The sequence below is a fragment of the Streptomyces sp. NBC_00569 genome (genome assembly GCF_036345255.1).
GTDB lineage: Bacteria > Actinomycetota > Actinomycetes > Streptomycetales > Streptomycetaceae > Streptomyces.
This window is the reverse complement of sequence record NZ_CP107783.1, coordinates 4,371,959-4,385,367: the sequence shown is the minus strand read 5'-3', so window position 1 is coordinate 4,385,367 and position 13,409 is coordinate 4,371,959. Positions and strand designations below refer to the sequence as shown.

At 71.2% G+C, this 13,409-nt stretch carries 10 protein-coding genes; 5 read left to right on the top strand and 5 right to left on the bottom strand.

Annotated features, from left to right (window positions below):
- Positions 1 to 16 precede the first annotated feature (16 nt).
- On the bottom strand, positions 17 to 1,540 hold the full coding sequence (locus OHO83_RS19615; protein ID WP_266673502.1) for a D-alanyl-D-alanine carboxypeptidase: 1,524 nt from the start codon (positions 1,538 to 1,540) through the stop codon (positions 17 to 19).
- On the opposite strand from OHO83_RS19615, the gene OHO83_RS19610 reads away from it, so the two are divergent.
- The 3 genes from OHO83_RS19610 (at position 1,479) to OHO83_RS19600 (ending at position 4,867) form a co-directional block, all read left to right on the top strand.
- The gene (locus tag OHO83_RS19610; RefSeq protein ID WP_266673503.1) at positions 1,479 to 1,718 is read left to right on the top strand and encodes an SCO4848 family membrane protein; all 240 of its coding nucleotides are present in this window, start codon (positions 1,479 to 1,481) and stop codon (positions 1,716 to 1,718) included. The two genes, OHO83_RS19615 and OHO83_RS19610, sit on opposite strands and share 62 nt — an antisense overlap.
- A gap of 90 nt (positions 1,719 to 1,808) precedes the next feature.
- Positions 1,809 to 3,101, top strand: coding sequence for a metallophosphoesterase (locus OHO83_RS19605; RefSeq protein ID WP_266673504.1), 1,293 nt, complete (start codon positions 1,809 to 1,811; stop codon positions 3,099 to 3,101).
- Between the two features lie 209 nt (positions 3,102 to 3,310).
- Positions 3,311 to 4,867 carry an ABC transporter substrate-binding protein gene (locus tag OHO83_RS19600; protein ID WP_266673505.1) on the top strand — a complete coding sequence of 519 codons (1,557 nt, stop codon included), beginning with the start codon at positions 3,311 to 3,313 and terminating at the stop codon, positions 4,865 to 4,867.
- Here OHO83_RS19600 and OHO83_RS19595 read toward each other — a convergent pair.
- Together OHO83_RS19595 and OHO83_RS19590 are read right to left on the bottom strand one after the other, a co-directional pair.
- Positions 4,800 to 6,389, bottom strand: coding sequence for a sensor histidine kinase (locus tag OHO83_RS19595; RefSeq protein ID WP_266673506.1), 1,590 nt, complete (start codon positions 6,387 to 6,389; stop codon positions 4,800 to 4,802). The two genes, OHO83_RS19600 and OHO83_RS19595, sit on opposite strands and share 68 nt — an antisense overlap.
- Before the next feature lie 161 nt (positions 6,390 to 6,550).
- Complete coding sequence (locus tag OHO83_RS19590; protein WP_227300528.1) at positions 6,551 to 7,225, bottom strand: response regulator transcription factor; 675 nt, start codon at positions 7,223 to 7,225, stop codon at positions 6,551 to 6,553.
- Between the two features lie 328 nt (positions 7,226 to 7,553).
- Here OHO83_RS19590 and OHO83_RS19585 point away from each other — a divergent pair, with 328 nt between their 5' ends.
- On the top strand, positions 7,554 to 10,058 hold the full coding sequence (locus OHO83_RS19585; protein WP_266676578.1) for an MMPL family transporter: 2,505 nt from the start codon (positions 7,554 to 7,556) through the stop codon (positions 10,056 to 10,058).
- Here the strand turns inward: OHO83_RS19585 and OHO83_RS19580 are convergent.
- Complete coding sequence (locus OHO83_RS19580; RefSeq protein ID WP_266673507.1) at positions 9,988 to 11,325, bottom strand: MFS transporter; 1,338 nt, start codon at positions 11,323 to 11,325, stop codon at positions 9,988 to 9,990. The two genes, OHO83_RS19585 and OHO83_RS19580, sit on opposite strands and share 71 nt — an antisense overlap.
- A gap of 94 nt (positions 11,326 to 11,419) precedes the next feature.
- Here OHO83_RS19580 and OHO83_RS19575 point away from each other — a divergent pair, with 94 nt between their 5' ends.
- Positions 11,420 to 11,926 (top strand): MarR family winged helix-turn-helix transcriptional regulator, encoded by a 507-nt coding sequence (locus OHO83_RS19575; protein WP_266673508.1) that lies wholly within the window; start codon positions 11,420 to 11,422, stop codon positions 11,924 to 11,926.
- A 294-nt stretch (positions 11,927 to 12,220) separates the two neighbouring features.
- Here the strand turns inward: OHO83_RS19575 and OHO83_RS19570 are convergent, their stop codons facing one another.
- Entirely contained in the window at positions 12,221 to 13,399 is a 1,179-nt protein-coding gene (locus tag OHO83_RS19570) for a D-alanyl-D-alanine carboxypeptidase family protein (RefSeq protein WP_330279669.1), read from the bottom strand.
- Between the last annotated feature and the right edge of the window lie 10 nt (positions 13,400 to 13,409).

Below are 13,409 nucleotides of genomic sequence, written 5' to 3'. Positions count from 1 at the left end.
TCCCGGACGGGTCCCGTCAGCGGCGGGGGAGTCGGCGCACCAGTTCGGGCAGGGGCCAGCGGCGGTTGACGAGGAAAGCGGCCGCGGCCAGGAGGATGAGGGCGCCGCCTGTGATGGACAGGGCGATACCGATGCCGCTGGAGCCGTTCTGGACGGAGGCGTGGGCGGTCGAGGCCTTGTCGGGCGCGGCAGCTTTCTTGTCGCCCTTCGGGCTGGCGGAGGAGCCGTTGGCGCCGCCGGTGTCGGCGCTCTTGGGCGGGACGAGCTGTCCCACCGGCGTGACCTTGCCGTCGGCCTGGAAACCCCAGTCGAGGAGACGGGCCGTCTCCTGGTAGACCGCCTGGTTCTCGCCGGAGTCGGGGTTCATGACGGTGACGAGGAGGACCTTGCCGTTGCGTTCGGCGACGCCGGTGAAGGTGGCGCCGGCGTTGGTGGTGTTGCCGTTCTTGACCCCGGCGATGCCCTTATAGGGGTCGAGACCCATGTCGCCGGTGATGAGCCGGTTGGTGTTCTGGATCTGGAAGGAGCTGGTGGTCTTGCCCTTCTTCTGAGTCTTGGGGAACTTCGCGGTCGCCGTCGCGCAGTACTCGCGGAAGTCCTTCTTCTGCAGGCCCGAGCGGGCGAAGAGAGTGAGGTCGTAGGCGGAGGAGACCTGGCCGGGGGCGTCGTAGCCGTCGGGGCTGACCACGTGGGTGTCGAGGGCCTGGAGCTCGTCGGCGTGGGACTGCATGTCCTTGACGGTCTGCGGGACACCGCCGTTGAGGGCGGACAGGACGTGGACCGCGTCGTTGCCGGAGCGGAGGAACACGCCGAGCCACAGGTCGTGGACGGTGTAGGTGTAGCCCTCCTTGACGCCGACCATGCTGGAGCCCTCGCCGATGCCGGCCAGGTCGGAGGGGACGACCTTGTGCGTCTGCGTCTTGAGGAACTTGGGGAGGACCGTGTCGGCGAAGAGCATCTTGAGGGTGCTGGCGGGGGGCAGGCGCCAGTGCGCGTTGTGCGAGGCGAGTACCTGGCCCGACTCTGCGTCCGTGACGATCCAGGAGCGTGCGCTCAGATCCTTGGGCAGGACGGGGGCGCCGTTCGCCAGATTCACCTGTGTGCCCGGCTTGCCCAGCTGCGCGCCGCCCACGGTCGACATCGAGGCCGGCGGCTTCGCCTTGCCTTTGGAGGATCCCGGCTTGTCGTCGGCCAGTGCGGGTGAGGCGCAGCAGACCGAGAGGAGAGTGGCGGAGGCGGCCACCGTGGCGGCGACGGCGGACCATCGCCCGGCACGCCGAGGACCGGAACGCTTCAGACCGGAACGCTTGAAAAGGGACTCGGTCTTGGCAGAGACGGTCGTGAAATACGACTCATTCGAGGCAGGCACGGTCGTGAACGTACATGGCTGGGCCCCGTAAGTCTCCGCCGAGGTGTTCTGTGTCTCCTGCTCCCCACCCCGGCGGCGGTGCGGACGGAGGACTGGCGATACTGAGGGTATGAAGCTCAGCCGCCCCGTCTCCTGGTTCCTGCTCGCCTTCGGTGTCTGGAGCTGGGTCATCTGGGTCACTTTCGTCAAGAACCTGTGGAAGGACGGGAGCGGGCTTGCCTTCGACGACGCCGGCGACCCGACCGCCTACCTCTGGGTGCATCTGACGCTCGCCGTTGTCTCCTTTGTCTTGGGGACGGTGGTTGGGGGCATCGGGTTCCGCGGGCTGCGTGCCCTGCGTCGTGCGTGACGCGATGAACACGGCGATGAACACCACTACGAACGCCACAACGAACGCCACTGCGAACAGCGCGATGAACTCAACGGGGGGAGCGGCGTCGTGATCGCCGTCTTAGTGATCGCAGGGGTCGCCTCGCTCGCGGCCTTCGCCGGTCTGCACTGGTACGCGTGGCGCCGACTGGTGCGCGACACCACGGTCCGCGCCGGTCTTGCGCGGCGGGCGGGCACGGCCGTGTTCGTGCTGGGGCCGTTGCTGATGTTCGCGGCGGTGGCGAGCGAGCGGGCCGGTGCGCCGTTCTGGCTGCAGCAGGTTCTGTCCTGGCCCGGGTTCTTGTGGATGGCCTTCTCCATCTATCTGGTGCTCGCGGTCCTGGTGGGTGAAGTGGTGCGCCCCCTGCTGCGGCGTTACCTCGACCGCAGGTCCGGGCCGGGCGGCGCGGAGCCGGGGCCCGTGCCGGAGCCCGTGCTGGTTCCGACGCGCGAGCCCGACGAGCTGCCCACCGCGACCACCACTTCAACCCCAACCCCCACCACGCCCGAGCCCGTCACGCCATCGGCCGCGGCCGACCCCTCGCGTCGGCTCTTCGTCTCTCGCGTCGTCGGTGGTGCCGCCGTGGTCGCGGCCACCGGGATCGTCGGGAACGGTGCGTACGGTGTGCTGCGCGGGCCCAGGGTGAAGCGGGTCACGGTTCCGCTGGCCCGGCTGCCGCGTTCCGCGCACGGGTTCAGGATCGCGGTCGTCAGCGACATCCACCTGGGCCCGGTTCTGGGCCGGGGGTTCGCCCAGCGGGTGGTCGACACGATCAACTCCACGCAGCCCGACCTGATCGCGGTCGTCGGGGACCTGGTCGACGGCAGTGTCGAGGACCTGGCGCCGGCCGTCGCGCCGCTTGCGGGGCTGCGGGCACGGCACGGCACGTACTTCGTGACGGGCAACCACGAGTACTTCTCGGGCGCCGAGCCGTGGGTCGAGCACGTACGTGAGATCGGCCTGCGGCCCCTGGAGAACGCGCGCGTGGAGATGGGCGCGTTCGACCTGGCCGGGGTGAACGACGTGACCGGCGAGAACTACGGCGACGGGCCCGACTACGACAAGGCGCTCGGGGACCGCGACCCCGGTCGCGCCGCCGTCCTCCTCGCCCACCAGCCCGTGATGATCCACCAGGCGGTGAAGCACGGCGTCGACCTCCAGCTGTCGGGTCACACTCACGGTGGCCAGCTCTGGCCGGGCAACTTCATCGCCGACGCGGCGAACCCGACGCTCGCAGGCCTGGAGCGATACGGCGACACGCAGTTGTACGTGAGCCGGGGCGCCGGTGCGTGGGGCCCGCCGGTCCGGGTGGGCGCGCCGTCGGACATCACGGTCGTCGAGCTGGCGTCGAAGCGGGCGTGAGGGAGGCCGGGGGAGGTACGACGTATCACCCCGGCCCCCTGCAAAGAGCCGCCCGACCCCAGAAACACCCCGCCTCGAAACAGGCTCGAAACCCCCTTGCTCACAGGCTGCTCACAAGATGCCTCCCGGTCTCCGAAACCTCATCACCTTCTCTTCCCACAGCTCAAACTCCTGTGATTCAGTGATCCACGTCACTGGGGAGGGGCGCGATGCGGTCGATTCGCATGCGGGTTTTTGCGATGTTCATAGTGCTTGCCGCCGCCGGAGCCGGCGCATGGCAGCTTCTTCCGGATCAGGACGAGCAGGGGAAGACGATCACCGTCGGGACGACCGACGCCGTGACGTCGCTCGATCCGGCCGGTGCGTACGACGCCGGATCATGGGCGCTGTACAGCAACGTGTTCCAGTCGCTCCTGACCTTCGACGCGGGTGGCGCCGCGCCCGTGCCGGATGCCGCGAAGCACTGCGGGTTCGTCGGCCACGGGCTGCGTACCTACCGTTGCGAGCTGCGTGACGGGCTGACGTTCCCGAGTGGTCGCGCGGTGACGGCCAAGGACGTGAAGTTCTCCTTCGACCGGGTCAGGGCCATCAACTCTCCGGTGGGGCCCGCCACCTTGCTCGACACCCTCGGCAAGGTCGAGACGAGCGGTGCGCGGACGGTGACCTTCCGGCTGTCCTCGCCCGACGCGACGTTCCCGTTCAAGGTCGCCACGGGCGCCGGTTCCATCGTCGACAGCACCCAGTACCCCGCGCACAGCCTGCGCACCCGTACCCGCGTCGACGGCACCGGCCCCTACCGCCTCAGCTCGTACACGCCCGGCAAGCAGGCGAAGCTCGTCCCCAACGCCGGCTACCAGGGCGCGGCCAAGAGTGTCGGGGAGCCCACCACCCTGCGCTACTTCAAGGACTCGGCCGCCCTCGAGTCCGCCTGGAAGGCCCGTTCGGTCGACGTCGCCGCGCGGCAGCTGCCGCCCGCGCTGCTCGCCTCGTACGCGCCGAGCGACAAGGGGGATCGGCTCACCGAGGTCGACAGCGCGGAGACCCGGAACCTCGTCCTCAATGTGCGGACGGGCCGCCCGCTGCACGACCGCCGGGTGCGGCAGGCCCTCGCCACGCTCGTCGACCGGGACCGGCTGGTCGCCTCGACGTACCAAGGCACCGTCGACTCCCTCTACTCCCTGATCCCGCGCGGCATCACCGGGCACACGACCGCGTTCTTCGACGCGTATCCGAAGCCGGACGCCGCCCGTGCGCGCACGCTGCTCCAGGAGGCCGGGGTCAGTACGCCGGTCCGCTTCGAGTTCGCGTACTCGCGCGGCGCCGCGTCCGCGTCGGAGGCGAAGGAGGTCAAGCGGCAGTTGGAGGCGAGCGGACTGTTCAAGGTGAGCCTGCGCTACTACGAGTGGACCGACTTCCAGAAGCGGTACGCGAGCGGGAAGCTCGACGCGTACGCGGTCGGCTGGCTGCCGGACTTCCCCGATCCGGACACGTTCACCGCGCAGCTCGTGCGCACCGGGTCCGGCATGCACAACGGATACAGCAGCAAAGAGGTCGACGGCCTGATCCAGGCCAGTCAGCAGTACGAGGACCGCAGCCGCACCATGGGCGACTTCCGCAAGCTTCAGGAAGCGGTCGCGCGCGACGTCCCGCTCATCCCTCTGTGGCAGCGCAAGGAGTACGTGCTCAGCACGGAGGACGTCACCGGCGGGCAGTATCTGTCGGACGGGACCGGCGTGTTCCGGTTGTGGCAGCTCGGCTGGATCTGACCGGCTCCGACGTGGTGGCCCCACTCCCGGGGCCCTCGCCCACGGGACCTCCACTCCCGGAACCTTCACCCACGGGAAGCCCCTCACCCAAGGGAATTTGCTCAGCCACAGCCGGGCCCACAGGCCCCCCGCCCCCTGGCAGAACCACCGTCACCCGCACCCCCGCCCCCGGAGCCGTGCGCACGGACACCTCGCCGCCGTGCGCCGACACCACCCCTTGCACGATCGCCAGGCCCAGACCGCTGCCGGCACCCCCGCCCGCCCGGAAGAAGCGGTCGAAGATCCGTGCCGCGTCGTCCTCGTCGAGCCCGGGCCCCTCGTCGGCCACGCACAGCCGCACCGTCCCGTCCACGCGTTCGAGCGAGACGCTGACCGGGGCGTCCTGGGGAGTGTGGGTGCGTACGTTGGCGAGGAGGTTCCCGAGGACCTGGCGCAGGCCCGACTCGTCGGCGCGGACCAGCAGCGCGCCGTCGGCTGCGACCTGGACCGGCCGGTCCGGCTGCTGCACGCGCAGGTCGTCGGCGGCTTCTCGGACCAGCCGGCTCAGGTCGACGTTCCGCAGGCGCAGTTCGGGGCCCTGGTCGAGGCGGGCCAGGGTGAGGAGTTCGTCGACGAGTCGGCTCATGCGGTCGGCCTCGGCGTGGACGCGGCCCAGGGCCCGGGTGCGTTCGGCCGGGTCGCGGAGCATCCCCTTGTCGTAGAGCTGGAGGTAGCCGCGGATCGCGGCGAGCGGCGTGCGCAGTTCGTGGGAGGCGTCGGCGACGAACCGCCGCAGTTGCGCGGCGCTGCGTTCACGGGTCTCGAACGCCGTTTCGACCTGGTGGAGCATGGAGTTGAGGGCGAGCCGCAGCTGTTCGACCTCCAGAGCGGTGTCGTGGTGCGGGGGCACGCGTCGTGCGAGGTCTCCGTCGGCGATGGCCGACGCGGTCTCGACCATGTCTTCGAGGGGCCGCATCCGGTGGCTGACGCCGATCATCGTGAGGACGGCGAGCAGGGTGAGCAGGCCCGTGCCGAGGGTGATGTCGAGCCTGAGCGCTTTGTGGATGCCGGTCTGGACGTTGGCCGTCGAGGTGGCGAGCAGCACGGTCGTACCGTCGGCGAGGCGGGCGCCCACCGCGCGGTACGGGTCGCCGTGCACGGTGACGTCGTGCGGCTCGTCGGCGGTGGCGAGCGCCTTCGGGTCGTCGACCGCGGAGGCGAGGTCGCGCTGGCGGGCGGTGGGGCGCAGAGTGCCTACGGTGATGGGCTCGCCGGCCCGGTCGACGGCCACGAACACGGTCTCGTTGCGTGGCAGTGAACTCGCGCCGCTGTCGGTCGAGTGGGGGCCGGGGGAGAGTTTGTCGAGGGCGATGCCCAGTTCGCTGAGCGACTCGATCTGTTTGAGGGTGAGGCCGGTGCGCTGGAGAGAGGTGCGTGACGACGTCAGCTCGGCGTCGACGTTCTCGAGGAGGTAGTGGCGCATCCCGATGAGGCTGACGGCGGTCGCGGCGACGATGCCGAGGGCGAGCAGCGCGACGTTCACGAGGGTGAGCTTGGCGCGCAGGGAGTGGAACCGCCGACTCCGGCCACCCGCCTGCCCGCGTCGGCCCCCCGCCTGCTCGCGCAGGCCAGGGACCCGCTCGCGCAGGCCAGGGAAGAGCCCGCGTCGGCCGCGGAGGCCCTCACCCGCGCCCCGCCCCCGGTTCACGCCCCACCCGCAAGCCCGTATCCGACCCCCCGCCGCGTAGTGATCAACGGCGGCCCCAGCGCTTCGAGTTTGCGCCGCAGGTAGCTGATGTACGTCTCGACGACGGTCGACTCGGCGGTGTGCTCGTACTGCCATACGTGCCGCAGGAGTTGTTCCTTGGGCACGACGCGGCCGCCGTTGCGCACGAGGAAGCGCAGGAGCGCGTACTCGGTGGGCGTGAGCTGGACCGTATGGCCCGAGCGGTGGACGGTGTAGGCCGTCTCGTCGAGTTCGAGGTCGCCGTAGCGCAGCGGCGGACGCTCGGGCAGGACATCGGCCGACCGGGTGCGGCGCAGGACGGCGCCCAGTCTGGCCACGACCTCGTCGATGTTGAACGGCTTGGTGATGTAGTCGTCGCCGAAGCCGAGCGCGCCCACGATCTCGGCGGGCGCGTCGCGCGCGGTCAGGAAGACGAGGGCCAGATCGGGCCTGCGGGCGCGCAGTTCGCGCCCGAGCGCCCGGCCGTCGCCGTCCGGCAGCATCACGTCGAGGAGCGCGGCGTCGGGCCGGGTGCGTGTGGCGAGGGCGAGGCCCTCGCGGACAGTGCCCGCGGTCATGACCTCGAAGCGGTGGTAGCGCAGGGCTATCGCCAGGACGTCGGCGATGCTCGGCTCGTCCTCGACGATGAGCACGGTGGCTCCCGCGGGGTGCTCCGCGTGGTTCACGGGCCCAGCGCTCGCGGGTTCGGCACTCACCGGCCCAGCGTTCGCGTGCCCCGAGTTCACCGGCCCACCCTTCGCGTGCCCCGAGTTCACAGGCCCCGAGTTCACCTGCTCATCGCTCATACCCCCAGCGTTCATACGTCCAGTATCGGCGGGCCCGCCCCCGCTCGGACCTGCTCGCCCCCTTGGAGTTCCTTGAGAGTCATGGCCGCGCCGTCCCGCCGTGCGCCCGCGTCCGCGGATGCTGAGGCCGAGGAAGGCCCGGGGGAAGACCGAAGGAGTGGCAAACGTGACGGCATTGGCACGGTGGTGCTACCGGCACCGTCTGGTGGTCCTGGTGCTGTGGGTGGGGGCGCTGTTCGGCCTCGGGGCCGCGGGCACCTCGGCGGGGACCGACTACTCGAACGTGTTCTCCCTCCCTGACACGGACTCCAAGCAGGCGTACGACCTGATGACGAAGGCGTTTCCGCGGAGCTCGGGTGACACGGATACCGTGGTGTGGCGGTCGTCCGGGGACGCGGGGCCGGTCACGGACACGGCCGTACGGTCCCGGATCGAGCCCGCGCTGAAGGAGATCGCCGGAATGCGGGGCGTCGGCGAGGTCGTGGGCCCCTACGACGCGAAGAACGCCACCCAGATCAGCCGCGACGGCCGTACCGCCTTCGCGCAGATCACCTTCACCGACCAGGCGAACGAGGTCCCCAAGGACCTCGTCCAGAAAGTCGTCGACACGGCTCAGGGCGCCGAACGTGACGGCCTCCAGGTCGAGTTGGGCGGCCAGGCCATCACCCGTATCCAGGAGCCGCCCACCGGCGTCTCCGAGGTCGTGGGCATCGCGGCGGCGGCCGTGGTCCTCTTCCTCGCCTTCGGCTCGCTCTTCGCGATGCTGCTCCCGATCGTCGTGGCGATCATGGGCGTCGGCAGCGGAATGATGGCGACGATGCTGCTCAGCCATGTGACGAACGTGCCCGAAGTGGCCCCGCTGCTCGGCTCGTTGATCGGTCTCGGAGTCGGCATCGACTACGCGCTCTTCATCGTCACGCGGCACCGGCGCGGCATCCAGCGAGGGCTGGAACCGGAGGAGTCGGCGGTGCGTGCCCTCAACACGTCCGGGCGCGCGGTCCTGTTCGCGGGCGGAACCGTGTGCATCGCGCTCGCCGGAATGCTGGTGATGAACCTGCGCTTCCTGGACGGAGTCGTCATCGCCACGTCCTTGACGGTCGTGCTCAGCGTCCTGGCGGCGGTCACTCTTCTGCCCGCGCTCCTCGGTCTGCTCGGCCCGCGCGTCCTCAGCCGCAAGCAGCGGCGGAAGCTCGCGGGGGCGGGGCCCGACCCCGCCGAGGCGAGCGGTCCCGCGGCGCGCTGGTCGGCGTACGTGCAAGAACGCCCGCGCTCGATCGCGGCGATGGCGCTGGTGGTCATGGCGGTGCTCGCGCTGCCCGTACTGTCACTGCGGCTCGGCGCCACCGACCAGGGCAACAACCAGGAGTCGACGACGACCCGACAGGCGTACGACCTGCTCGCGGAGGGCTTCGGGCCCGGCTTCAACGGGCCGCTTCAGGTCGTCGTGCCGGGCGGCGCCGACACCACGGAGCTTGTCAGGACGATCCGTGCGACGGACGGCGTCGCGCAGGCCGCCGCGGCCCCGCCCGCCGGGGGCATCACCGTCATCCAGGTCGTGCCGAAGACGTCCCCGCAGTCCGTCGGGACGGACCGGCTCATCGACCGGCTGCGTGACGACGTGATCCCGGAAGCCGGTGTCGAGGCGCACGTCGGCGGGGTGACGGCCGTCTTCAAGGACTTCGCGTCGGTGACCGGCGACCGGCTGCCCTACTTCGTGGGCGCCATCATCGGGCTCGGCTTCCTGCTGCTCCTGATCGCGTTCCGCTCGCTCGTCGTGCCGCTCACGGCCGCGCTGATGAACCTGATCGCGGCGGCCGCGTCGTTCGGCGTCCTGGTGGCGGTCTTCCAGTGGGGCTGGGGGACGGAGTTCCTCGGCATCGGGAAGGAGGGGCCGATCACCGCGTTCCTGCCGGTGATCATGCTGTCGCTGCTGTTCGGCCTCTCGATGGACTACCAGGTGTTCCTGGTGAGCCGGATGCACGAGGAATGGGTGCACACCGGGGACAACGCGCGGGCCGTGCGCGTCGGTCTCGCCGAGACGAGCCGGGTCATCAACTGCGCGGCCCTCATCATGATCTGCGTGTTCTCGGCGTTCGTCCTGAGCGGCGACATGGAGGGCGCGATGGCGGGCATCGGACTGGCCGCGGCGGTCGCGCTCGACGCGTTCATCCTGCGTACGGCGCTGGTCCCGGCGGCGATGCATCTCCTCGGCCGCTCCAACTGGTGGCTGCCGGGATGGCTGGAGGGGCGGCTCCCGCACCTGGCCGTGGAGCCGGCCGAATCACCGACCGGGCCGACCAAGATCACTGGGCCCAACAAGAACACCGGGTTCGACAAGAACACCGAACACATCGAGACCACCGAACACATCAAGGCCGCGGAGCCGGAGACGAGTGGCACCGGCGGAGCCACGGTCATCCACGGATTCCTGCGCACCGCCGACGGCGACCCCTTGGCCGGTGCCTCCGTGACCCTCGTCTCCAGGGGCGGCCGCCAGCTCGACCGCGTCACGTCCATCGCCGACGGCTCGTACATCGTGTCGGTGCCCGCGCCGGGGGCGTACATCCTGGCGGTGACGGCGCGCGGTCTGGCGTCGCGCGCCCACCACGTCACGGTCGGGGGCGGTCCGCTGGTGTACGACGTGGAGCTGACGGACGACGGGGCCGGTCTTGTGAACTGACCTGCCCCGTAAGGGCGCCGGCAGGGGCGTCGGCAGAGGTGTCGGCGGGGGTGTTCAGCGTGAACTGCCGTACGCCGGGCACCCCCGCCGTGGCCACGCAGGCCAGGCCCACGGCCGCCGCCGCGATCCACAACGGGGTCGCCTCGCCCCAGGCGTCGGCGGCGAGCGGGGCGAGGACGTAGCCGAGGGGCATCGCGGCCAGTGACAGCAGCCAGTCGTACGAGGTGACGCGGGCGAGGACCGCCGCGGGAACGGCCGTCTGGACCGCCGTCTCCCACAGGGGATTGAAGAAGCCGAGACCGGCCAGGGCGACGCCGAACGCCGCGGCGACCGCGGGTGCGGGTGCGTGCAGGGCGAGCAGCCCCAGCGGCAGGACGTACGTGGTCAAGGCCAGGTTGCCCGTGAGGACCGGGCGGCGGGGGCGGGCCCGCCCGGACAGGAGTGATCCGAGGAGCAGGCCGACGGCGCCCGCCTGGGCGATCACGATCCAGGCGCCGTCGCCGCCGAGTTCCTTGACGGCGACGGCCGGTCCGAGGGTGGCGAACACGGCTGCCCCGCCGTTCCAGGTGGCGTGGGCGACCAGGCTCGTCCAGTACCAGCCGCGTGAGCGCACCTCGTGCCAGCCCTCGACGAGGTCGGACCGGAGGGAGCGGCGTTCCTCGGCGGGTGTCGTGGTGCGGCTGAGCCGCAGAGTGGCGAGCAGGGCGGCGCTGACGGCGAACGAGGCGGCGTCCAGTACGAACGCCCACCCGGGACCCGCGGTCAGGACGAGCAGCCCGGCGAGCGCCGGACCGCCCGCCAGCGTGCCGCTGCGCACCACGGCGAGCGCGGAGTTGGCGGCCTGCCGGTCCTTCTCGCCGACGATGCCGACGATCAGTGAGGCGAGTGTCGGCATGGCGAAGGCGGAGGCCGCGCCGCCGATCGCCTCGGCGACCGCGATCTGCCACAACTCCGGTTTCCCGGAGAGAAGTTCGACGCCTACGAAGAGCTGGCCGGCGCAGCGCACGAGGTCGGTGGTCAGGGCCACGATGCGCGGGTTGAAACGGTCGGCGATCACGCCGCCGAGAGGGAGGAGCACGAGCCGCGGCACCATCGCGCAGCCCAGGACCAGCGCGAGCGCCGAGGCGGAGCCGGTGGCGCGCAGCACGGCGAGGGCGAGGGCGGAAGGGATGACGGCGTCGCCGACCAGGGAGAGGAGGCGGCCGAGGAAGAAGCGGCGGAAGCGGGCGTTGCCTAACAACGGGTGGCGGAGGCTGGGGCGCGGCATGCGGGCGAATGTATTTCGCTGCCGAAGTATTCGTCAACGAAGTATCGGGTACCAAAATATCCGGCACCGAAGGATTCGGCCGTAAACTGCCCCCATGGAACGCGACTGGACCGATGGGCATCTGGCGCGCTGGCTGCCGGTCATGCCGGACCTCGACCCGGACATCGAGGGCGCGATCACGCGCGCGGGCGAGCTCACCCGGCATCTGCGCAGGGTTCGTGAACAGGCCCTGGTGGACGTGGAGTTGGAGCGGTTCGAGTACGACACGCTGCACAAGCTCGCGGGGCGCGGCGGACGCGCGGCGCCCTCGGAACTCGCCTCGGACCTGGGCCTCGCCCCGGCTTCGGTCACGGGCCGCCTCGACGGCCTCGAACGCCGCGGCCTGGTCGTGCGTGCACCGTCCCAAACCGACCGGCGCCGGGTCGACGTGGAGCTGACCGAGGCGGGCCGCGCGATATGGCGCAAGGCGATGAACCGGCTCGGGGGCGAGGAGCACCGGGTGCTCGGCGCGCTCGACGCGAAGGAGCGCGGGCAGCTCTCGGACCTGCTGCGGCGGGTGATGGTGGCCGCCGAATCGGGCCCCGGCGGCCGCCGGCCCTGACGGGCACCTCTCTCAGAAACGTCAGCCGTGACGTCGCACCGCGCTCACGGGCTCGGTGTCAGCCGTGACGTCGCACCGCGCCCACGGGCTCGGCGGCAGCCATGACGTCGCACCGCACTCATGGGCTCGGTTCAGCCGTGACGTAGCACCGCGCCCACGGGCTCGGCGGCAGCCATGACGTCGCACCGCGCTCACGGGCCCGGTGCCAGCCGTGACGTCGCACCGCGCCCACGGGCCCGGTGCCAGCCCTGGCGTAGCACCGCACTCACTGGTCCGGCGCTCACCGGCCCGGCGTCAGCCCTCGCGTCGCCGACGTCCGCCCGGTCGCTCCCGCTCTCGCCGCCGCAGCGCCAGCAGTCCTCCGCCCGCAAGGACCGCGACCGCCGCCGAGCCGCCGAACGCCCAGTCGTCCGTGTGGGACGTGGCCGTCGCCGCGACGGGAGCGCCCGCCGCGCCCGCGGCCCCCGCATGCGGCTTCGCCGCCGCCCCCTTGGGCTGCTCGCTCAGCGGCGTGACCAGCGTGCCCACCGGATCGGCCTTGCCCGCCGCCGCGAACCCCCAGTCGAGCAGCGCCGCCGTCTCCTCGTACACCGCCTCGTACCCGGACTTGGGATGCATGACGGTGACGAGCAGGGTGCGCCCGCCGCGGGTCGCCGCGCCGGTGAACGTGTTGCCGGCGTGCGAGGTGTAGCCGTTCTTCACACCGATGAGCCCCTGGTACGCGGCCACGCCCTGCCCGGTGAGGAGGCGGTCCGTGTTCTGGATCTGGAACGTCTTCTTGCCCCCGGCGGGGAAGTCGGCCGTCTTCGTGGCGCAGTAGCCGCGGAAGTCGTCGTTCTTGAGCCCGGCGCGCGCGAACAGCGTCAGGTCGTACGCCGACGACACCTGCCCCTTGTGGTCGAAGCCGTCGGGGCTGACCACATGCGTGTCGTTCGCCTGGAGGTCCTTCGCCCGGGCCTGCATCTGGCGGACGGTCTCGCCCACCCCGCCGTTCATACTGGCGAGCACATGTACGGCGTCGTTCCCGGAGCGCAGGAACACGCCCTGCCACAGCTGCTCGACGGTGTACGAGGTCCCCGCCTGGACGCCGACGAGGCTGCTGCCGTACGGGATCCCCGCGAGATCGGCGGCGGTCACCTTGTGGACCGAGGTCCGCCCGAACTTCGGCAGGACCGTGTCCGCGAACAGCATCTTGAGCGTCGACGCCGGAGGCAGCGCGCGGTGTGCCGCGTACGAGGCGAGGACGTCGCCGCTGTCGTGGTCGGCGACGAGCCACGCCTTCGCGGCGAGCTTCGGCAGCCGGGGCGCGCCGGACGCCACCTGGACGCCGGACCTGCCGAGCCGCTCCCCGCCGACGGCGGAGACGGCGGCCGCGGCACGCGGTCCTGGCAGGGTGACGGAGGCCGCGGCGCCGAGACCGAGGGCGAGCGCGGCGCGACGGCTGACGTGGTGCGATGAAGAGGAGCCGGGCATCAGACGACCG